The sequence below is a fragment of the Mycobacterium shigaense genome (genome assembly GCF_002356315.1).
In the GTDB taxonomy this organism is placed as follows: Bacteria; Actinomycetota; Actinomycetes; order Mycobacteriales; family Mycobacteriaceae; genus Mycobacterium; species Mycobacterium shigaense.
Genome location: NZ_AP018164.1, coordinates 4,002,696 through 4,022,852, shown reverse-complemented (window position 1 = coordinate 4,022,852; position 20,157 = coordinate 4,002,696). Strand labels below are relative to the sequence as shown.

Sequence of the window (20,157 nt, the reverse complement as noted above, 5' to 3'; positions counted from 1 at the left end):
CAAGCGCTTTGGTCGGCGCCTGCGATTTTCCCACACCCCGCCCAGCGGAGTACCTCACACCGTTGGCGGCTGCAGTCCTGCTCCGCTCCATAAAGGCTATCGCTTCGCGGTCAATCCGCCAGAGAGAGGAGATGAACCCCGCCGGCGGACCGCTACCCGACCCCGTGGATCGTCGGCAGCACGTGCAGGGTACTCGGCCAGCGTGCCGGTGGGGGGCCGAACGCCTGGCGGGCATTGCTCACGATCTTTTTGCCCACGATGCGGTTGCCGGCGCCGCCGATTGCCGCGCCGATGCCGACCGGCAGCATCTTGCCGAACATCAGCGCGCCGCGTCGCACGGCGTACCGCTTGACGAAGTACTTGAGCATCCGGGTGTTCAATCGGCCCAGACTCGACAGCGGCAGCGACGCCATTCCCTCGGCCAGCCAGCCGCCGTTGGTGCGGCCCGGCCCGATCAGTTCGCCGATCGCCCGCCTGCTGTCGTCGCCCACCAGCACCGACAGCACCAGAGCGCGGCGCCGCTCCCGGTGGTCGGCGGGGATTCCGTACACCACCGCGTTGGCCAGCACGAAGACGGCGGTTGCCTCCATGAAGAACATGGTCTCGCCGGCCCCGGCGGACACCGCCGCGAGTGTGCCCACGCCGGGGAACGTCGCCGCCGAACCGACCGCTGCGCCGCTGGCCGTCAGCGCGGCCAGGTACCGCTTCTCCAGCATGGCCACGACCTCCGCGGGGCTGGCGCCTGGGTGTGCCCGCCGCAGCCGGGAGACGTAGGCCGCGGCGGCCGGATTCTGGATTCGCGTGCTGCGCTCGATGACCTGCGCCAATGCGCGCGTGGACGCCTTGGGTCGACCGGTCGGGGCGCCCGGCTGCCGATCGGGAGCAGAGCTTCGCTCGGTGCGTCGAGCGCTCATAATGGTCTCTCCTGGGATCAAGGTCCCTTCCAGGCTAACCCGTGTTTGCTAAACCGGGGTCGAGCTGCGGCGTTTCCGGGTATCGGGGTCCGCGGCCGTGCCGCCGGGTCGGCCGCCCGGGATAATGCAAGGCGGTCGGGGCGCCGCGGGTCAGGCGTGGCCCTGTGTCGCGCATGTATCGCTGGCAGCATCGTCGGGAGCCGAAACGAGGTGGGGCAGATGACCACGCCGAGGTCGCGGCTGCCCGGGCGAGCCCGGCGCGGGAATCCGTGGTACGCGCTGTGGGCGATGATGATCGGCTTCTTCATGATCATGGTCGACTCGACCATCGTCGCCATCGCTAACCCGACCATCATGGCCGAGCTGCGCATCGGTTACGGCACCGTCGTCTGGGTGACCAGCGCTTACCTGCTGGGGTACGTGGTGGTGCTGCTGGTGGCGGGGCGGCTCGGTGACCGGTTCGGACCCAAGAATCTCTACCTGCTCGGCCTAGTGGTGTTCACCGCGGCCTCGATGTGGTGTGGGCTGTCGGGCAGCGCCGCGATGCTGATCGCCGCCCGGGTGGTGCAGGGCGTAGGCGCCGGGGTGCTGACGCCGCAGACCCTGTCCACCATCACCCGGATCTTCCCGGCGCAGCGGCGCGGCGTGGCGGTGAGCGTGTGGGGTGCCACCGCCGGGTTGGCCAGCCTGGTGGGACCGCTGGCCGGGGGCATCCTCGTCGACGGCCTCGGATGGGAGTGGATTTTCTTCGTCAACGTCCCCATCGGCATCGCCGGGATCGCGCTGGCGGTGTGGCTGGTCCCGGAGCTGCCCACCCAGGTCCACCGGTTCGACGTGATCGGCGTCGTGCTGTCCACCGTGGGCATGTTTCTGATCGTCTTCGCCCTGCAGCAAGGCGAGACCGCGCGCTGGCAGCCCTGGATCTGGGCGCTGATCGTGGCGGGGATCGGATGCATGACGGGGTTCGTCTACTGGCAGTCGGTGAACGCCCACGAACCGATGATCCCGCTGCAGATCTTCGCCGACCGCGACTTCAGCCTGTGCAACCTCGGAGTCGCGGTCACCGCGTTCGCGGCGACGTCGATGATGCTGCCGGTGACGTTCTTCATGCAGGCCGTCTGCGGGCTGTCTCCGACGCGCTCGGCGCTGCTGATCGCGCCGATGGCCGTCGCCAACGGTGTGTTCGCGCCGTTCGTCGGGCGGATCGTCGATCGCGCCCACCCGCTCCCGGTGCTGGGCTTCGGCTTCTCGGTGTTGGCGATCGCCCTGACCTGGCTGTCGTTCGAGATGAACCCGGGCACACCCATCTGGCGGCTGGCCCTGCCGTTCTTCGCCGTCGGCGTCGGGATGGCGTTCGTCTGGTCGCTGCTGACGGCCACGGCGACCCGCAACTTACCGCCGGAGCTGGCCGGCGCGGGTTCCGCAGTGTACAACACCGTTCGCCAGCTGGGGGCGGTGCTCGGTAGTGCCGGCATGGCCGCGTTCATGACGGCACGGATCGGCGCCGAGCTGCCGCCCGCCTCCGGCGAAAGCGAGGACGGCCTCGGCCTGCAGTTGCCCGCCTTCCTGCGCGAGCCGTTCTCCGACGCGATGGCGCAATCGGTGTTGCTGCCCGCGTTCATCGCGTTGTTCGGCATCATCGCGGCGCTGTTCCTGCTCGGCTCGTCACCGTCGCGGCCGGCCCGCGCGGGCCGGCGAGCCGAGCCGCCCGGACCTGACGTTGGCGACGGCGTCGACGACGATTACGACGACTACGTCGAGTTCGTCCTTCGTCGCGAACCGGATGCGGAGCCGGCGCCCTTGTCCCGCAACGGTTTCGGCGTCGCCGATGTTAACCCGACTCGCCGGTCGAGGTGAGGGCCAGAAAGGCGCCCAGCTCGGTCAGGCCGGCCGGCGTGCCGGGCAGATACTCGGTCAGCAGTTCCGAGCGCACCACGACCGCGGCGTACTGAGCCCGGCTGACGGCGACGTTGAGCCGATTTCGGTTGAGCAGGAAAGACATTCCCCGCGGCACCTCGTCGACCGACGACGCCGTCATGGAGATGAAGACCACCGGGGCCTGCCCGCCCTGGAACTTGTCGACGGTGCCGACCCGGACCTCGTCGAGCCCGGCCGCCGCCAGCCGCCGACGCACCAGCGCCACCTGCGCGTTGTACGGCGCCAGCACCAGCACGTCGGACGGGGCCAGCGGCCGCGTGCCGCGCTCGTCGGTCCAAGCCGATCCCAGCAGTCGCCGGATCTCGGCCAGGACGGCGTCGGCCTCTTCGGGACTCTCGATCGAATTGCCTTGGTGGCCAACCAGATGCACGTGCACGCCGGGTTGGTAGCCGTCGAGGCGACGTGCGCCCGCGCGTTCGAGGTTCGACTGCAGCCGGCCCTCGTAGGCCAGCGCCGAAACCGCCGCGCAGACCGCCGGATGCATGCGGTAGGAGCGGTCCAGGAAGTAACCGCGCTCGTCGGGTAGCGTGCGCTGGCCGTCGACCAGCCAGTCCAGCGCGGAGGTGTCGACCTGTTCGGGATGGGTACCCTGACTGACCTGCGGCAGCTGCTGGGGGTCCCCGAGCAGCAGCAGGTTCCGGGCCGCGGGCGCCACGGCGACGGTGTTGGCCAGGCAGAACTGGCCGGCCTCGTCGATCACCAGCAACTCGAGGCTGCCCGGCCGCACCCGGTTGGCGTTGGCGAAATCCCAAGCCGTGCCGCCGATCACACAACCGGTGGTGTCGCCGATGAACGCGGCGTAATCGTTGCTGTCGATCTCGCGCCACCGCGGGGCCTGGTGGTCGTACCGCTTCTTGGCGACCCGCCCCGGGTCCAGCCCGGCGTCGATGACCGCGCCCAGCAGGTTTTCCACCGTCGCATGCGACTGGGCCACCACGCCGACGCGCCAGGCATGCCCCGTGACCAGGCGGGCTATCACCTGGGCGGCGGTGTAGGTCTTGCCGGTCCCCGGCGGTCCGTGCACCGCGACATACGACGAGTCGAGGTCGATGACCGCCGCGGTGATGTCGTCGACGGTATCGCCGTCGTGGGGCAGCGCGTTGCCGCTGCGGGTGCGGGGTGCGCGGCGCAGCAGGATGTCGGCCATCGCGTCGCGAGGCAGCGCCGGCAACCCCGCGGCCAGCGCTTGTGCGGTCGACTCGATCGAATCCCGCAGCGCCGCGGTCGAAACGGGCGGACCGGGAGTGAGCGCGAACGGCAGCTGATGGAATGGCCTGCCGTCGCCACCGACTCGTTCGACGATCAGCACCTCGGTGGGCGCCGCGGCGTCGTCGACCTCGCAGACCTCGGCGCGTCCGGCCGCCCGGCGGTCGGGGTCGTCGGTCATGCTCGCCGGGGCCGGGGGTTCGTAGAGCGCGAACACGTTCCGCGTCAGGTCGCCGCGGGCCAGCCCGCCGCGAAGCCGCACCCGCCGCTGCGGCTTTCGGGCCCGCGGGGGGGTATGCCACTTTTCGACCAGCACCGCGTCGTCGGCGACGAAGACGTCGGTGTTGTCCGCCCACTCCTCGACCGGGAAGTTCAGCCGGTCGAAATGCGCCCACCAGAAGGGCTTGTCCTCGCGCCGGTGATAACCCCGGGCCGCGGCCACCAGCGCGACGGCGATCTGCTCGGGGGTGCGGTCGCCGACGGCGACGTCACCGGTGAACTCCGCCAACCGCTCGGCCAACCGGTCGTGGTCCTCGACCCCACCGCTGTCGGAAACCGGTTGGGCGCCAATGGGTGTGATGCCGGACTCCAGGGCGCGCACCAGGAGCCAGTTGCGCAGCTCCTGCGTCGACCGGCAGTCGTAGCGGTTGTAGTCCTCGATCTCCTTGAGCAGCGTCGCGGCCTCGTCGGCGCGGCCGTCGGCCTGCAGTTCGCAGTAGCGCGCGTAGGACGTGATCGAATCGGTGGCCGTGGTGACCTCACCGGCGCGCAGCTGGGCCCCCATGTACAGCGGCTCCAGCGCCTTGAGGCCGAACGATTCGGCGCCCGCGCGAATGCTTTTGCGCACCAGGGGATAGAGGTCGACCAGCGTGCCGCTGCGCAACAGCTCGTCGACCTCGTCCTCGCCGACGCCGTAGCGTCCGGCAAGGCGCAGCAACGCGGTCTTCTCGTACGGCGCGTAGTGGTAGATGTGCATGTTGGGCCGGCGCTTGCGGCGCTTGGCCACCATGGTCAGGAAGTCGGTCAGGGCCTTGCGCTCGTTCACCCGGTTGTGGGCCCACAACGGCCGGAACTTGCCGGTGGGTCCGGCTTCCAGGACGCCGAACAGGTATTCCAGGCCCCAGTCGTGCCCGTCGGCGGTCCACAGTGGGTCGCCCTCGAAGTCGAAGAACAGGTCACCGGGGTCGGGATCGGGCAGCAGGGCCAGCGGCTGCGGATCGGCTACCTCGAACTGCGGGGTTCCGGTGTCCCGTTGCCGCACTTGTAGTTTGGCCTGTGCGGTCAGTTTACCCAGCGCGCTGGGCGCGAAGCCGGGCACTGGTCCCGCGTGGGCCGCCAGATCGGCGAGTGTGCTGATACCGGCGTCAATGAGCTTGTCGCGCTGGCTCACTCGCATTCCGGCGACCAGCAGCAGGTCGTCGGTTGCGCGTATCTGCTCGACGCAGAGCGGGCACCGGAAGCACGCCCGGATCCCATCGTCTTCCCAGCGCACCGCTGTGCCGCGAGCCTGGTGCGCGTCGAGCAACCGCTGCAACTGGGCGCGCTGGGATCGGTAGACCGGGATCAGGTCGGCGACCCGATAGGACATCACCGAGCCGTCGCCCAGCCGCAGCTCGGCCTCCGGGGCGACCGGGACGCCCGCCGCGGTCAGCGCGTCGGCGTAGGCGGCCAGCTGCAACAACGCGGTGACCTTGGGGGAGCGGGCCAGCTTCGTGTCGATGAGCCGGTACTGATCGCCGGCCCGGACCAGGAAATCGGCGAATCCGACGAAGCGCCCGTCGAACATGGCGGCCTGGTACACCACCGGGGCGGCCCGGGCGATGGCCCGTTGCGTGGCCTCGGCGGCGGCCGCGAAGCTGGCGATGCTGTAGGCCGGGCGGCCGATCGCGACGCCGTCGCCGAACTGGCCGCGCAACCGGTCGAGTTCGCGCCGCTCGTGCTCGTTGCCCAGCGCCGCGGTGCGCGCCAGCAGTTCGTCCGCGACGGCGACGGCAGGGCCGCGGCCGAGCTTTGCATCGAGCTCGCGCAGCAGGGCGTACTCGCACCGTGCGGCGGCGGCGAGGTCCGACGCGCTGTAGACAATCCTGTGCTCGGGGCTGCCGTCGGTGACGAACACAGCAGCAACTGTAGGTCAGGGGTCCGACGTTGCGGCGTTTCGGCGATGGTGCGCCGTCAGTGACCCGGGGCGTTCCCGATGAGCTCAACGGCGTTGCCGTTCCAGTGGAAGCGCACGTCGGTATTCAGCCCGTTGATGCCGCCGGGGTAGGTCAACGCCACGGTGTCACCGGTGGTCTGTGCCGGGTCGATGCCGTTGAAGCCGTAGGTGTCGGGCACGCCCTGCGGGATGAACTGGCCGAGATGGAACAGCACGGCTCGGGTGGTCGGATTGACCGCGTTGGTGTTGGCCTTGATGATCACCGCCGACAACTGGGCGCACTGGTTGTAGTTGCCGGCCAGTGGCTCGGCGTTCCAGGGCTGCTGACTACGCGGATCGCGCGGCAACTCCGAGACCACCTTGGCGATCGTCGGCGACGCGAGATCGACCGCGCACGGGTCGACGGGCCCGCTGCTGGTCGGGGCGGCTTGGGCCGATGGTGTGGCGGGGGCCGTGATCGACGGCGTAGCGGTCGTCGTGACGTGCGGCGTCTTGGTGACCGTGGAATCCCCGGACCCGCAACCGCTCACGGTGGCGGCGAGCAGGGCCGCAGCGATCAGTGACTTCGGACGGCGGGGTAGCGACCACACATCGCGCAACCGTACCGGTACCGGCCTCGCGGGTGTGTGCCAGACATGCCGTACCACTAAGCTTGCCTGACGATGACCCTCCCGGACAGCTCGCCTGCGGCTGCCTCTGCGACGTTTGCCGAGCTGCAGATTCCTGCCCCCGTCATGCGGGCGATCGCCGACGTCGGCTACGAGTCGCCGACGGCGATTCAGGCAGCCACGATTCCGGCGCTGATGGCCGGCTCCGACGTGGTGGGCCTGGCGCAGACCGGCACCGGAAAGACGGCGGCGTTCGCCATCCCGATCCTGTCCAAGATCGACGTCAGCAACAAGGCGACCCAGGCTCTGGTGCTGGCGCCCACCCGAGAGCTGGCGTTGCAGGTCGCCGAGGCGTTCAGCCGCTACGGTGCGCACCTGCCGCAGATCAACGTGCTGCCGATCTACGGCGGCTCGTCCTACGGCGTGCAACTGGCAGGGCTCCGGCGGGGCGCCCAGGTGGTGGTCGGCACGCCCGGCCGGGTCATCGACCACCTCGAACGCGGGACGCTCGACCTGTCGCACGTGGACTACCTGGTGCTCGACGAGGCCGACGAGATGCTCACCATGGGCTTCGCCGAAGAGGTCGACCGCATCTTGTCCGAGACGCCGGAATACAAACAGGTGGCTCTGTTTTCGGCGACCATGCCGCCGGCGATCCGCAAGATCACCACCAAGTACCTGCACGACCCGCTCGAGGTGACGTTCAAGGCGAAAACAGCTACGGCCGAGAACATTTCGCAGCGTTACATCCAGGTCGCGGGCCCCCGCAAGATGGACGCGCTGACCCGCGTCCTGGAGACCGAGCCGTTCGAGGCGATGATCGTCTTCGTACGCACCAAGCAGGCGACCGAAGAAGTAGCCGAAAAGCTGCGTGCGCGAGGGTTTTCCGCCGCTGCCATCAACGGCGATATCGCGCAGGCGCAGCGCGAGCGGACCATCGCCGCGTTGCGCGACGGCGGCATCGACATCCTGGTCGCCACCGACGTCGCGGCCCGGGGCCTGGACGTCGAGCGCATCTCGCACGTGCTGAACTACGACATCCCGCACGACACCGAGTCTTACGTGCACCGCATCGGGCGCACTGGCCGGGCGGGACGTTCGGGAGCCGCGCTGCTGTTCGTCTCGCCGCGAGAGCGCCACCTGCTCAACGCGATCGAGAAGGCGACGCGGCAAAAGCTCACCGAGGCGGAACTGCCCACGGTCGAAGATGTGAACGCGCAGCGGGTGGCCAAGTTCGCCGACTCCATTACCAGCGCGCTCGGCGGCTCGGGCATCGAGCTGTTCCGCAGACTGGTCGAGGACTACGAACGCGAGCACAACGTCCCGATGGCCGACATCGCCGCGGCCCTGGCGCTGCAATCCCGCGACGGCGAGGCGTTCCTGATGGCCCCGGAGCCCCCGCCGCAGCGACGCGAGCGGTTCGAGCGCCCGACCGAACGCCGGGAGCGTCCAGACAAGGCAAGGGGTACAAGGCCGTTCAGTACCTACCGGATCGCCGTGGGCAAGCGGCACAAGATCGGCCCGGGCGCGATCGTCGGTGCCATCGCCAACGAGGGCGGGCTGCATCGCAGCGACTTCGGGCACATCTCCATCGGGCCGGATTTCTCGCTGGTGGAACTGCCCGCCAAACTGCCCCAGACGACGCTGAAAAAGCTTGAAAAAACCCGTATTTCGGGTGTTCTGATCGACCTCCGCCCCGAGCGGTCAGGCGGCAAGCGCGCCGAGGCCGGCAAACGCGCCGGCGAATTCAAGGCCGGCAAGCCGCGCAGAAAGCACGGCGAATGACCCTGTCCGAAGAACAGGACGCCCGGGGTGGCCTGGAGCAGGTCTCTGGCGTCGACCGGGTCGCCTCGCTCACCGGCATCCGGGCGGTAGCCGCACTTCTGGTCGTCGGCACCCATGCGGCCTACACGACCGGGAAGTACACCCACGGCTACTGGGGGCTTGTCGGGGCCCGGATGGAGATCGGCGTGCCGATCTTCTTCGTGTTGTCCGGTTTTCTGCTGTTTCGTCCCTGGGTGAAGGCGACGGTCACCGACGGCCCGCCCCCGTCCGTGAGTCGCTATGCGCGGCATCGTATCCGGCGCATCATGCCGGCCTACGTCATCACCGTCCTGTTCGCCTACGTGCTGTACCACTTCCGCGAGGCCGGTCCCAATCCCGGGCACAGCTGGCTCGGGCTGATCCGCAACCTGACGCTGACGCAGATCTACACCGACGGCTATCTCGGCAAGTATCTACACCAGGGGCTCACTCAAATGTGGAGCCTCGCGGTGGAGGGGTCCTTCTACGTCGCCCTGCCGTTTCTGTCGTACTTCCTACTGGCGGTCGTCTGTCGGCGGCGCTGGCGGCCGAGGCTGCTGTTGGGGTCCCTGCTCGCCCTGATGCTGATCAGCCCGGCGTGGCTGGTCCTGGTGCACACCGACCACTGGTTCCCGGACGGTGCCCGGCTGTGGCTGCCCACCTACCTGGCGTGGTTCCTCGGCGGCATGTCGCTGACTGTGCTGCAGGCGATGCGCGTGCACTGCTACGCGTTCGTGGCCATACCGCTGGCGATCATCAGCTATTTCATCGTCTCCACCCCGATCGCGGGCGCGCCCACCACCTCGCCCGCGTCGCTGCCCGAGGCGCTGTGGAAGACCGTGTTCTACACCGTGATCGCGACGCTGGCGGTGGCGCCGCTGGCCCTGGGGGACCGAGGGTGGTATTCGCGGCTACTGGCCTCGCGGCCGATGGTCTGGCTGGGCGAGATCTCCTACGAGATCTTCCTGATCCACCTGGTGACAATGGAATTCGCGATGGACTACGTGGTGATGGCGCACGTATACACCGGCTCCATGCTCTACCTTTACGTCGCGACGCTGGTGCTGACGATCCCGCCGGCCTGGCTGCTGCACCGGCTCACCCGGGTGCCTGCCTAGCGACCGGCGTGAGGATCGGCACGACGAATTCGTCGATCATCGCCCGTTCATCGTCCTCGTCGCGGCCCGGGTACATCAGCAGCGAGACGATCACGCGGACCGTCCAGCGCGCCCGGCGCTCGACAACGGCGGGATCGTCGGGTCCTAGCGAGTGCAGGAACGCTGCCGCCAGCGCCGCGATCACGTCGGACCGCCCGGCCAATTCGCCACCGACGGGCGGCCGGCTGGTGGCGAACCACGATGCCAGCGCGGGACTCTCACGGACCATCCGCAATGTGACGAGGACGCTCGCGATCAGCCGTTCGTGCGCGTTGTCGATGGCGCCGGTGCGGGCGATGATCTCGCGGCCCAGCCGGTGGGTCTCCCGGTGCACGTAGGCCGTCTGTAGCGCCTCCCGGTTCTCGAAGTACCGGTACAGTGTGGCCCGGGAACATCCTGCGGCCCTGGCTATTTCGTTCATACCGATGGAGGCGTGATCGCGCTCGGTGTAGAGCCGTTCGGCCGCGTCGAGGATCCGGTCGGCTGCGGCCTCGGTGCGGTGTGCGGCCAGCCAATCTCGGCCTGGTATCACGGCCGCACGCGAATCGGCACCGACAACGGACGCCGGACGTAGCTGCCGCCGGCCCAGACGATGGCCGACTCGTCGACCTCGAAATCCGGGCAACGGTCCAGCAGCTCGGTCAGCGCGACGCGGGATTGCATGCGGGCGGCCGCCGCGCCCAGGCAGTGATGCGCGCCGTGGCTGAAGGTCAGGATGTTGCGCGGGCACCGGGTCACGTCGAGTTCACTTGCTTCCGAGCCATATTGGCGTTCGTCGCGGTTGCCCGAGCCGTAGAGCAGCAGCACCCGGCGACCCGCCGGGATCGTGGTGTCGCCGATGGTCACGTCGCGCGTGGTCGTGCGCGCTAGCCCCTGCACCGGGGACGTCAGCCGCAGCAGCTCCTCGACCGCATCCGGGATGCGACCCGGATCGTCGATGAGCAGCCGGCGCTGGTCGGGGCGCTGATGCAGCAACGGCATTGAGCCGCCGAGCATTCCGGTCACGGTATCGTTTCCGCCGGTGACCATCGTGAAGGTGAACGCCAGGATCGACAGCGTCCCGGAGATGTCACCGTCGGCCCCCACCCCCGCCGCGACCAAATGTGAAATCGTGTCGTCCGCGAGCTCGGTGCGGCGCCGCTCGATCAGGCCGGCGAAGTAGGCCATCATCGAGCCGACCGCGTCGCCGACGGTTTCCAGCGCGCCAGCGACCCCGCCCTCGGCGGTGTTGGCCGCGACGATGGCCTGCGTCCAACCGTCGAACTGAGCCCAGTCCTCTTCGGGCACACCGAGGTAATGCGCGACGACCATCGACGGCAGCGGTTTGAACAGCTCGGTGACGATATCGCCGCCGCCCTCGGCGCGCAGCTTTTCGATGCGCTCTACGACGAACTCGCGGACCTTCGGCTCCACCGCCTCGACCTGCCGCGGGGTGAAGCCGCGTGACACCAGCTTGCGGAACTCGGTATGCACCGGGGGATCCTGCATCACGAAAGGCGGATTATCCCGCAGCCCAATCAGTTCCAGGTCGTTGTAGTTCACCGTCAAGCCCTGGGCGGACGAGAACGTCTCGTGGTCGCGCGCGGCAGACCAGACGTCGGCGTGGCGCGAGAGCACGTAGTAGTCGTGCTCGGGGTGATTCGAGGGCACGACGTGGTGCACTGGGTCGTGGTCGCGCAAAGCGCGATACATCGGCCAGGGATTCGACCAGGTGTCGGCGTTGGCCAGCTCGAAGCTGGCCGGTGCGTCGTGAGACAAAACTGCAGTCATGTCTCATTCGTACGACAATCCCGGGGCAGTGTCAACCGTCGATGTCGAGGATGTGGGAGCCCCTGACGAAAGATCGCGCTAGCTCGTAAGCACTACTTATCCCGTAGACATGCTGCGCATCCTCGAATGCGACGTGTGCGGACCTTCTCGATGTGGACGAGTCGAATGGGAGTTCGCAGACGAAGAAGCCGTCAGCGCGTTGACGGATGGCAGTTCAGCAGGTGTGCGGCGCTGCTGAGTCGCGATAGCGGCGCGAGCTACCCCGGACGGAAGCGCTTGTCATTCAACGATTTTAGCTCTCCAGGCGGGAGCCCCAAAGCCGTCGGCTAGGCGGAAATAGCGGTGTACCAGTGGCATACGTCGTCGCCGCGGTCGTAGCGCTCGAACCACCGGTAGGCAAACGCGGGGATGGGTTCTTTCGCGGGGTCGTGGGCCGGTATCTGACTCATAAGCACGCGAGCCGTTGCGGTGAACTTTTGTTTCCGGGGCACGGTATGGAGTGCGGATTTGGCGCGTGGTGTCGGATCGTTGCGGTCGACCGTTCGGCGGCGGATCGACCTGATGATGCCGCTAAGTGGGCTGAAGTCGCGTGCATCGATTCCGCGTTCCACCAGTGGCACGTGGGTGTTCAGTCCGTCGAACACGATGGTTGACACCTTCATTAGGTGTTTGACCACTCGGGGCAGTACACGCGTGCGGTACATCTTGCTGCCAACGACAACGTCGTAGATGATCAGCGCGGAGCTGCGGTGTTCGACTTCTTCGACGAAGTGCCATAGCAGTAGCGATGACACTCGCTCGTCTCCGGGTCGAAACAGGGTTGATTCGTTGTCGAGCAGCATCTTGAAGAACGGCGTGAAGGTCGCTTCGAGGTCTGCGATGTAGGCCAGCCGGTAGTTCAGCGGGGTCGTGCTTGTGAGCTCGTCATAGGACGCAACGGCTTCGTCGAGGGTCTGTTGAAGGCCGGGATGGCGCCTGATCAGTGCCCGCAGGTGTTGGCGGTGGGCACTGGCGTGTTGAGCTTCTTGACGGAGGAAGGCTTCGGCTTCTTCGGCTACGCCGGTGTCGTCGATGAGCGGCATGGCTTCTTTGACTGCCGCGACGATCATCTTTTCGAAGCAGATCGCCATGATCGACACCATATTCATGTAGGTCGAGAAGGCGGGATTGTCCGCGTTCCAGTTGAACGGCACATCCCCATCGAGGTCGAAGCGGATGCGTCGAATCTCCAAATCGGTCATCGGGTTGCCTCACTGGGTATTTCGAAGGTATTGGGGTAGGTGATCTGCTCTGTACGGCGTTCTGGGTGAGGGGGCGCCGACACCGATACCGTCATCGCACTGGCGAGGATGAAGCACACCGCGACATAAACCAGTGCGTGGACACTATCCACTCGTCGCAGTTACTGAACGTCTGACGATACATTGATATCATCAATGTATCGTCATGTCCAGAGGCCAGCGATTGGCCCAGGCGACCCGCTACATTGCAGGTATGCGCACGCACGGCTGGCGGGGGGCGCCCCCGCGCACAGACGAGGAAGCCACCGAGCGCATCGTCGCAGCGGCAGATCGGTGCGTGCGCCGACGCGGAGGCCAGACCACCATCGCCGACGTGGCCAACGAACTCGGCGTCAGCAGAAAGACGGTCTATCGCTATTTTCCAAGCACAACCGCTTTGCTTGAGGCTGCCGCCGCGGAGGGCACACGCCTATTTCTGGAAAGATTTGGCGAGCGGTTAAGTTCCTTCGACGATGTCGCCGAGGCCGTTGTCGAAGGTGTCGTCGTAACCGTCACGGCTGTGGCCGAAGAGCCGTACCTGCAGTTGCTCCTCGACGAGCCGTCCCACACGCTGCTGCGTAGAATCACATCGGATACCGCTCGCCGGATCGGTCGTACGGTCCTGACGCAGAGCACGTCCATCAACTGGAGCGAAACGTCGCTGGAATCAGACACTCTCGACGAATTGGTTGAGTGGGCACTTCGCGCCGTTCAGTCGTTTATGTCGAACCCGGGCGACCCGCCACGAACGCCCGACGAGCTACGCGGTTATCTGCGACGCTGGCTGGCCCCCGCCATCAGAGAATGGGTGCACACACCTGCGACTCATGCGACAAAATGACAGGCGATCAGATCGCAGAATGTTGGCGCACCTTCCTCGGTATCCTGCGACGCCGGGATTGCCATGGCTTACAGGCTGATCGACGCCGCACAAGCCCGTCGGCGGGCCGTCAACGCCCCGCTACCTGATCTGTTCAGTTCATGGATAATGACAATGATCCATCCCTAAACCCGTTGCGGGACAATCACTTGCCGTGACGCACCGTTCGTTGTCATGACGATCAAGAGGTGCGCAACCGCATGGGTTGTAGGTTCGGCTCGAGGGGGGCCGGCGTGTTTCCTTCCCGCTCCGTGCCACATTGATATGGCGGAAACCGCGATCGCTCAGAGGAATCCGCGGGTGTGCGGGATGTGGGCAACTCCCCATTCCGCCATCGATTCAAGGACTGGCACGAGCGCGCTGCCATTGCTCGTCAGTTCGTAGGCAAACCGCTCGGGATGGTCTTGGTATTTCTCGCGGCTGAGTATCCCGGCCTCTTCAAGAAGGCGAAGCCGTGCGGCCAGCGTGTTGGTGGGGATGGATTCTTGCCCAACCATGGACGCGAAGTCTTGGAAGCGTAGCTTTCCGCGCAGCCATAGATCGCGCACGATGAGCAGCGACCAGCGATCGCCGACGATATCCAGGACACCGGCGATCGCGCACTCGGACCGCCTCGCGTGCGGTTCATCTCGGGAACCCGACCGTCTCGCAGACATACTCTAAGTTTACAAGTGAACTCGTCATGAGTACATTCACTGGTCACTTGCGAACTACAAGTAACCGGCTGCGGCACGCTGGACTTGGGCCGCGCCACACGCTGCGACGGTCCCACTGGCCACATGTCGCCATAGATGGGGAGTCGGCACCGTGAGCGAGCAGAACGGTCAAAACGACTTGATTTTGGTATTTGGCGCCACCGGCAGGGCCACGGGGACCGCTGCCGCCGTCGTCACGTTGCTGCGGGAGCGCGGCCGCAGGGTGCGCACGCTCGTTAGGCATGACGACGAGCGTGCCCAGTCATTGCGGGAACAAGGCTCCGAGGTGGTGTTCGGGGACTTCGCCGACCGGCGCACCTTGGTACCGGCGCTCGAGAACGTCAGCGCGGTGCAGTTCACGCATCCCGTCGCCGCGGGTGTGATTGCTGCGGCGGCCAACCTCGTCTCGGCAATCCGGGAAGTCGGAAATGACCCGCATGTGGTCGTCTGCTCGATGGGCACGGCGAGCGAGGCCGACAGCCCCAGCGGCTACGGACGCGACCAGTTCGTCGCCGACGAGCTGATCACCAGTTCGTTACGTAGCGCGGTGGCGTTGAAGTTCGCTGCCCACTTCTACGAGATGGTCAACGTGTTCTTCGGCCACGCGATCCGAGAGACGAGCCAGTTCGCGAGCTACCACGGTGACTCTCCCATCCAGTGGATGGCTGGGCGGGACGCCGCAGAAGTATGCGTTCGGGCCTTGTTGGATCCGCAGCTCTTCGGCGCCGAGCGCACACCGCTCATTCCCAGCGCCGAGCTGATGACCCACGCTGAGGTAGCCGCAATGATCGGAAGAGAGACATCTCAGTCGATCAGCTATCGGCCGCTGTCAGAAGATGAATGGAACCAGCAGCTGGCGATTCTGGGGAAGGCTGCCGATGCCACCACCGTGCAGCATTTGTCGGCGACGACCAAGATGTGGCGTGAGGACGGCGACAGGTTCCGGGCGATGGCGGAGACGGACCCCAACCGGCTCTCTCACTTGCTCGGTCGGCCGCCCACCAGATTCGTCGAATTCATCCGTGAGCATCGCGGCGACTTCTTGGTCACCGTAACGTCAGGCGCCCAGACGCGATGACTCGGCAAGCAGCGGTCCTGGTCACCGGTGCGGGCGGAGACGTCGGCGCGGTAGCCCACTGATCGTCAAATGATGATCTCCAAGGGCTATCCGGTTCGGGCACCAGCCACGTCTTCCGCGCAGGACACTGCATCCGGGTACACGTCACATCCAGCAACTTTCCCCGATGGGCTCGCAACCTCAACACCGGCGAGCCAATCGGGGACAAATCGAACATGCGTAGCGCACAACAACAGATCGCCCATGATGCGGACCGGCCATCGCGCATCATCTTTCCCGTGGTCCCCAAACGGTCCGTCTGACCCGACGTCCATTCGGACTGAACCACTCCAGGTTTTGTTCCGATCTTCATAGGAGGATCCGGCACTATGCCCGCGCTCGGCGGTTCGAAGGCCATCGATCGCCCGTCAAGCCGAGCCGCATCGCGCGGCGAGTCCGCTGATGATGATGTCAATGGTGAGTTCGGCTGACTTGAAATGGTTTGTGCGGCGGGAGGCAGCTCGTTCGACGACTTCGCGTGAGGCGGCGAGCCCGCCCAGGCCCCAGGTGGTGGTGAACAGGAAGGCCACGTCGACCGGTCCGCTCCGTACGATGCCTTCCTTTTGGAGGGTGCGCAGGCCGGTGGCCACGCGCTGCTGGATCGGCAGCATGTAAGCGTCGAACAAGTAGTCGAAGCGCGGGCCGGGTCGGGCGGCCTCGGCGTGAATGATTCGGGCAAGCGCGGGGCGCTCGATTGTCTCTTTCGCGAAACGGGTCATGACCTCGCGGAGGATCTCGAGCGGCTCGGCGTCGGGCAAGTCTTCGGTGAGCTGTGCGTTGAGTCGCCCGAACGCGTGGTCGACCGCCGCGTACCATGCTTGCTCTTTGGATTGGTAACGATGGTGGATCATGCTGTGGCTCACCCCGAGATGGCGGCACAGGGCGCGAACTGAGGTGCCTTCGTAGCCCAGGTCGGCAAACGCTGACAACAGCATGTCGAGCAACTCGCCGTCGTCGATCGTGCGCGGTCTCATCGAGCCCTCCGTAAACGGATTGTCGTGCAGTGTCTTTGCGTTTATTGAACACCACTCGCAGGTGAACGAAGGCTGCGTAGCGACGAGTTTCTAGACAGTCGTCCCCTTTGATACTTGACAAGTGACACGTAACTCACTGAAGATCGCACCGACCACCGACACACGATCCGAACGAGATGGCTGTGATCGAACCACGCGACGAAGACCTGCATGCCCCCTCGGGCGACCGACACTGGCAGGAGAGTTTCTACTTCAATTGGGCCGACGAGGGAGGGCGGTACTTCGGCCTGACACGGATCGGACTCAACTGGTACACCGAGCAGGCCAACGCGTTGGTCATCGTGATGGAAAACAGAAAAGCTGCGCTTGTCCACTTCTCCCGAGTGTCCCTCAAGGGGCGTTCCCCAGGGGAATTGTTCGGACGGGGTCTGCGAGTCGGTGCAGTGACCTACTCGTTGGAAGAGCCCCTACACCGCTGGCGCCTGACCTTGGCGACGGCGAGCGCGTTCGACCTGAGCTGGATGGCGTACACGCCGGCGATCGACTTCCACGAGCACATCGACGGGCCGCGGATTCAGGAGCATTTCGAGCAGTCGGGCGTGGTGGAAGGGACGATGACAGTCCGCGGCGAGCAGATCAAGGTCAGATGTCTGGGTCAGCGGGACAAGTCCTGGGGATTGCGTGACTGGAACGGCCTCGAAGGCTGGGACTGGCTGGTTGGCCAATTCGGCGAAGATCTCGCGTTCAACGCCACCTGGACCGATATCCACGGTCAGCGCGTCTCAACCGGATACGTGTTTGCCGGTGGCCGAGTCCGCCCAATCGACCGCGTCAAGATCACCTACACCTGGGACAAGCCCCACCGACCCGCCACAGCGGTGGTCGACATGCGCGATGTCGACGGCCAGACCTACCGGATCCGTGGTCGAGCGCTGGGAGGCCGGGTCCCCCTTGCCGCGTCAGGGTTGTGGATCGAAGAGACTCACACCGCGTGGGAATGGGATATCGACGGTCAGAGCCGTGTCGGCCACGGCGTGGTGGAACACGCGTACCACGTGGGCGCACTTGGCACTCTGCGGCGACTTCACCGGGTACTGCCCGTGGTGGCATTGGCGCTTCGCGGCGCGAAATGATCGAGCGCCTCTTGGCCGGCCAAGCCCAAGATGTCAGCAGAATCGGCGGCAAGGCATGTGGGCTGCTGCGCCTTCTCGATGCCGGACTCGATGTGCCCGAGGCATGGGTCATCCCAGCATCGGTCTCGATGAACGCCGAGCAACGTCACGAAATGCTGGGCGCCACGCTGGCGGACTGGTGGGGCAACGTCACACGCCAGTTCCCCACCTGCCGCTGGGCGGTGCGCTCCTCAGCGGTGGCCGAGGATCTGGACGACGCATCGTTCGCCGGGGTCTACGAGACCAAGCTAGGGCTGGCCTCGCTGGCCGGGATCCGCAGCGCGGTGTCCGAATGCTGGGCAGCGATCGCCGATGAGCGCGCACGTGTATACCGCATTGCACGGGGGCTCGAGGATCCCGGGATCGCCCTGGTCCTGCAGCGGCTGATCGAGCCCCGCGTCTCAGGGGTGCTTCTCACCGAGAACCCTCTGGCGCCGTTTGCCGGTCAGCTGGTCATCGACGCCGCCTGGGGCCTGGGTGAGGCAGTGGTGTCGGGCGCTACCGACCCCGACCACGTCGTAATCGAACGCTCGACCGGCATCATGGTCTCGGAGCGGATCGGGGCCAAACAGGTCGAGCATGTATACGACGAAGGAATCACCGTCCGGGACGTACCTCACGAACGCCGCACGGTGCGATGCCTCGATGACGGCGACCTCCTCGCCCTGCGCACACTCGCGGACAGGGTCGTCGATTCCATCGGCGAACGCCGCGACCTGGAGTGGACGATCGAGGATGACCACCTCTACGTGCTGCAAGACCGCCCGATCACGGGGCTCCCCAGCGCCGATCCGAAGGAGGTGTGGACCCGCCGTTTCGGCGATGAGTACCTTGCCGACTATCAAGCGCAGCTCTGCTACGACCTGACCCGCCACTGGCTCACCATCCCCATGTTCGAGGAAAGATGTGTCCTTGACGGGCGACCGGAGTTACGGGGCAGGCCCACGATGCAGCTGTTCGACGGGCACGTCTACTTCAGCGGCACATACATTCGCGACATGATGCGAGGGGTCCCGCGCGTACAGCGCGCCGGCTCCACGATCGAGCAGTGGTTGCCGGCGGCGTGGATGGCGACAATCATGGCCGAGCCGTTCTCGCCGTGGCTATTCCTGAACAGCATGCGCTCACCCGCGCGTGACAAGGGGCGGGGCCGACTGCGGGATAACTTGCCGGCGCTCGACGCGCACTGCCGGCGTGTTTCCGGGCGCATCAGAACCTGGGCCGGACAGGACCTGACCAGGCTGTCGGATGCCGAATGGCGCGAACAGTACCGCGAGGTCGAAGCATTCGGGCTCGACCATTTCCGCATCATCCGCTGGACTATGGGTCAGTACAACATGCTGTTCCACGACGTGCTGGCCAAGCTTTTGACGAGGTGGGCCGATGACGCCACCGGCGAGGCGTATCAAGCGATGATCAGCGGCCTGCCCGGAACCCGCACCGCGGAGATCAACCGGGACGTCTACGAGCTCGGCCTGTTGGCGCGTGCGGACCCGGACCTCGTCGCCCAGCTCCGCGGCGACGGACAGTACGCCGATGTGCGTGCGGTGACACAGGACTCACGATTTTGGGTCGCCTTCGATGGTTTCGTGCGCCGCCACGGCCATCGTTCGTCGACGAGAACCATCGATGCCGCGCGGTGGCACGAACAGCCTGACCTGGTCTTGGGTTTGATGCGCGCCCAGGTACGGGCGGCTGAGGCTCCCGGAGACCCTTCCGCGATCGAGCAGCGGTGCGAGTCGCAGCGGCGGCGAGCCGAGGCCGCTGCGCTCGCCGCCGCCGGTCCGGTCAAACGCAGGATCTTGCGTTGGGTGATCGGGCGCACCCAACAATTCACCGTCGCTCGGGAGAATCAGCGCTACTACCTCGACTACCTGCTCAACCATTTGCGTCAGCTGGTGCTCGAGCAGGGGCGGCGGGCGGCTGCACGCGGCGCGCTAGAAGCAGTCGAGGACGTCTTCCTGTTGCCTAGCCAGGAATTCTGGCTGTTGGTTGACCGGCACGAATGCCACGACGACGTGGCGCGGATCCGAGAGGTCGTCGCAGCAGCCAAGCGCCACCGTGAGCATCACGCCTCTCGGCTGCCCGCCACCTATCGTTTTGACGACGTGCCCACGGAAGCCGGTGAGCAGCCGCCAGCCGCCGAACTCGTCGATGGAGCAATTAGCGGCCTGGCGGCCGCAGCCGGCCGGGGGTCGGGCCCGGTCCGCGTGGTCCGATCGCTTGCCGATCTAGCCGACGTTCGGCCTGGCGACATTCTCGTTGCTGCGAACATCGATCCGGGTTGGACGTCAGTGTTCCCGATGATCTCTGGCCTGGTGACCGAGACCGGAGGCATTCTCAGTCACGGCGCGATCCTGGCCCGCGAGTACGGCGTACCGACGGTCACTTGCGTGCCCGACGCGGTCACCCGGTTCGAACCGGGGGTAATCGTCGCGGTCGACGGCACCGCGGGACGGGTGATCATGGCAGCGTCGCCCGACTGACC

The 20,157-nt window shown here is 66.3% G+C and carries 15 protein-coding genes and 1 pseudogene; 8 read left to right on the top strand and 8 right to left on the bottom strand.

The features are described from left to right. Positions 1-152: 152 nt before the first annotated feature. Complete coding sequence (locus MSG_RS18700) at positions 153-914, bottom strand: hypothetical protein (RefSeq protein ID WP_181159205.1); 762 nt, start codon at positions 912-914, stop codon at positions 153-155. A 219-nt stretch (positions 915-1,133) separates the two neighbouring features. Here MSG_RS18700 and MSG_RS18695 point away from each other — a divergent pair, with 219 nt between their 5' ends. Next, positions 1,134-2,771, top strand: coding sequence for an MFS transporter (locus MSG_RS18695; protein ID WP_232011077.1), 1,638 nt, complete (start codon positions 1,134-1,136; stop codon positions 2,769-2,771). Here the strand turns inward: MSG_RS18695 and MSG_RS18690 are convergent. Both MSG_RS18690 and MSG_RS18685 read right to left on the bottom strand, forming a co-directional pair. Beyond that, positions 2,746-6,174 carry a TM0106 family RecB-like putative nuclease gene (locus tag MSG_RS18690; protein ID WP_373421179.1) on the bottom strand — a complete coding sequence of 1,143 codons (3,429 nt, stop codon included), beginning with the start codon at positions 6,172-6,174 and terminating at the stop codon, positions 2,746-2,748. The genes MSG_RS18695 and MSG_RS18690 overlap by 26 nt on opposite strands. Positions 6,175-6,230: 56 nt before the next feature. After that, entirely contained in the window at positions 6,231-6,812 is a 582-nt protein-coding gene (locus MSG_RS18685) for an LppP/LprE family lipoprotein (protein WP_096441909.1), read from the bottom strand. Between the two features lie 63 nt (positions 6,813-6,875). Between MSG_RS18685 and MSG_RS18680 the strand changes: the two genes are divergently transcribed. Continuing rightward, entirely contained in the window at positions 6,876-8,606 is a 1,731-nt protein-coding gene (locus MSG_RS18680) for a DEAD/DEAH box helicase (protein ID WP_096441907.1), read from the top strand. Then, entirely contained in the window at positions 8,603-9,742 is a 1,140-nt protein-coding gene (locus MSG_RS18675; protein WP_096441905.1) for an acyltransferase family protein, read from the top strand. The genes MSG_RS18680 and MSG_RS18675 overlap by 4 nt, the downstream gene beginning before the upstream one ends. On the opposite strand, the gene MSG_RS18670 is transcribed toward MSG_RS18675, so the two are convergent. The 3 genes from MSG_RS18670 to MSG_RS18660 all read right to left on the bottom strand — a co-directional run bounded on the left by MSG_RS18670 (position 9,723) and on the right by MSG_RS18660 (position 12,792). Continuing rightward, entirely contained in the window at positions 9,723-10,310 is a 588-nt protein-coding gene (locus MSG_RS18670) for a TetR/AcrR family transcriptional regulator (RefSeq protein WP_096444656.1), read from the bottom strand. The genes MSG_RS18675 and MSG_RS18670 overlap by 20 nt on opposite strands. Further along, positions 10,310-11,551, bottom strand: a complete 1,242-nt coding sequence (locus MSG_RS18665) for a cytochrome P450 (protein WP_096441903.1) — start codon at positions 11,549-11,551, stop codon at positions 10,310-10,312. Before MSG_RS18665 ends, MSG_RS18670 begins: the two co-directional genes overlap by 1 nt. Before the next feature lie 326 nt (positions 11,552-11,877). Further along, complete coding sequence (locus MSG_RS18660) at positions 11,878-12,792, bottom strand: metal-dependent hydrolase (protein ID WP_096441901.1); 915 nt, start codon at positions 12,790-12,792, stop codon at positions 11,878-11,880. Positions 12,793-13,045: 253 nt separating this feature from the next. On the opposite strand from MSG_RS18660, the gene MSG_RS18655 reads away from it, so the two are divergent. Continuing rightward, the gene (locus MSG_RS18655; protein ID WP_096441899.1) at positions 13,046-13,672 is read left to right on the top strand and encodes a TetR/AcrR family transcriptional regulator; all 627 of its coding nucleotides are present in this window, start codon (positions 13,046-13,048) and stop codon (positions 13,670-13,672) included. Positions 13,673-13,995: 323 nt separating this feature from the next. Here the strand turns inward: MSG_RS18655 and MSG_RS18650 are convergent, their stop codons facing one another. Further along, on the bottom strand, positions 13,996-14,367 hold the full coding sequence (locus tag MSG_RS18650) for a winged helix-turn-helix transcriptional regulator (RefSeq protein ID WP_096441897.1): 372 nt from the start codon (positions 14,365-14,367) through the stop codon (positions 13,996-13,998). 151 nt (positions 14,368-14,518) lie between these two features. Here MSG_RS18650 and MSG_RS18645 point away from each other — a divergent pair, with 151 nt between their 5' ends. Further along, positions 14,519-15,484 carry an NmrA family NAD(P)-binding protein gene (locus tag MSG_RS18645; RefSeq protein ID WP_170063168.1) on the top strand — a complete coding sequence of 322 codons (966 nt, stop codon included), beginning with the start codon at positions 14,519-14,521 and terminating at the stop codon, positions 15,482-15,484. A 110-nt stretch (positions 15,485-15,594) separates the two neighbouring features. Continuing rightward, positions 15,595-15,786 (top strand): annotated as a pseudogene (locus MSG_RS18640) (CocE/NonD family hydrolase C-terminal non-catalytic domain-containing protein); the annotation flags it as partial. Between the two features lie 105 nt (positions 15,787-15,891). Here MSG_RS18640 and MSG_RS18635 read toward each other — a convergent pair. After that, positions 15,892-16,497, bottom strand: a complete 606-nt coding sequence (locus MSG_RS18635; protein ID WP_096441891.1) for a TetR/AcrR family transcriptional regulator — start codon at positions 16,495-16,497, stop codon at positions 15,892-15,894. A 182-nt stretch (positions 16,498-16,679) separates the two neighbouring features. Between MSG_RS18635 and MSG_RS18630 the strand changes: the two genes are divergently transcribed. Continuing rightward, entirely contained in the window at positions 16,680-17,630 is a 951-nt protein-coding gene (locus MSG_RS18630) for a DUF7064 domain-containing protein (protein ID WP_142404500.1), read from the top strand. Beyond that, positions 17,627-20,155: a PEP/pyruvate-binding domain-containing protein gene (locus MSG_RS18625; RefSeq protein ID WP_096441886.1), complete on the top strand. Its 2,529-nt coding sequence runs from the start codon at positions 17,627-17,629 to the stop codon at positions 20,153-20,155. The genes MSG_RS18630 and MSG_RS18625 overlap by 4 nt, the downstream gene beginning before the upstream one ends. Positions 20,156-20,157: the final 2 nt, after the last annotated feature.

Excerpts from the sequence above, each read along its gene's own strand:
- MSG_RS18700 (WP_181159205.1), bottom strand. The coding sequence starts at position 914 with ATGAGCGCTCGACGCACCGAGCGAAGCTCTGCTCCCGATCGGCAGCCG.
- MSG_RS18695 (WP_232011077.1), top strand. The coding sequence starts at position 1,134 with ATGACCACGCCGAGGTCGCGGCTGCCCGGGCGAGCCCGGCGCGGGAAT.
- MSG_RS18680 (WP_096441907.1), top strand. The coding sequence starts at position 6,876 with ATGACCCTCCCGGACAGCTCGCCTGCGGCTGCCTCTGCGACGTTTGCC.
- MSG_RS18675 (WP_096441905.1), top strand. The coding sequence starts at position 8,603 with ATGACCCTGTCCGAAGAACAGGACGCCCGGGGTGGCCTGGAGCAGGTC.
- MSG_RS18665 (WP_096441903.1), bottom strand. The coding sequence starts at position 11,551 with ATGACTGCAGTTTTGTCTCACGACGCACCGGCCAGCTTCGAGCTGGCC.
- MSG_RS18660 (WP_096441901.1), bottom strand. The coding sequence starts at position 12,792 with ATGACCGATTTGGAGATTCGACGCATCCGCTTCGACCTCGATGGGGAT.
- MSG_RS18655 (WP_096441899.1), top strand. The coding sequence starts at position 13,046 with ATGCGCACGCACGGCTGGCGGGGGGCGCCCCCGCGCACAGACGAGGAA.
- MSG_RS18650 (WP_096441897.1), bottom strand. The coding sequence starts at position 14,367 with ATGTCTGCGAGACGGTCGGGTTCCCGAGATGAACCGCACGCGAGGCGG.
- MSG_RS18635 (WP_096441891.1), bottom strand. The coding sequence starts at position 16,497 with ATGAGACCGCGCACGATCGACGACGGCGAGTTGCTCGACATGCTGTTG.
- MSG_RS18625 (WP_096441886.1), top strand. The coding sequence starts at position 17,627 with ATGATCGAGCGCCTCTTGGCCGGCCAAGCCCAAGATGTCAGCAGAATC.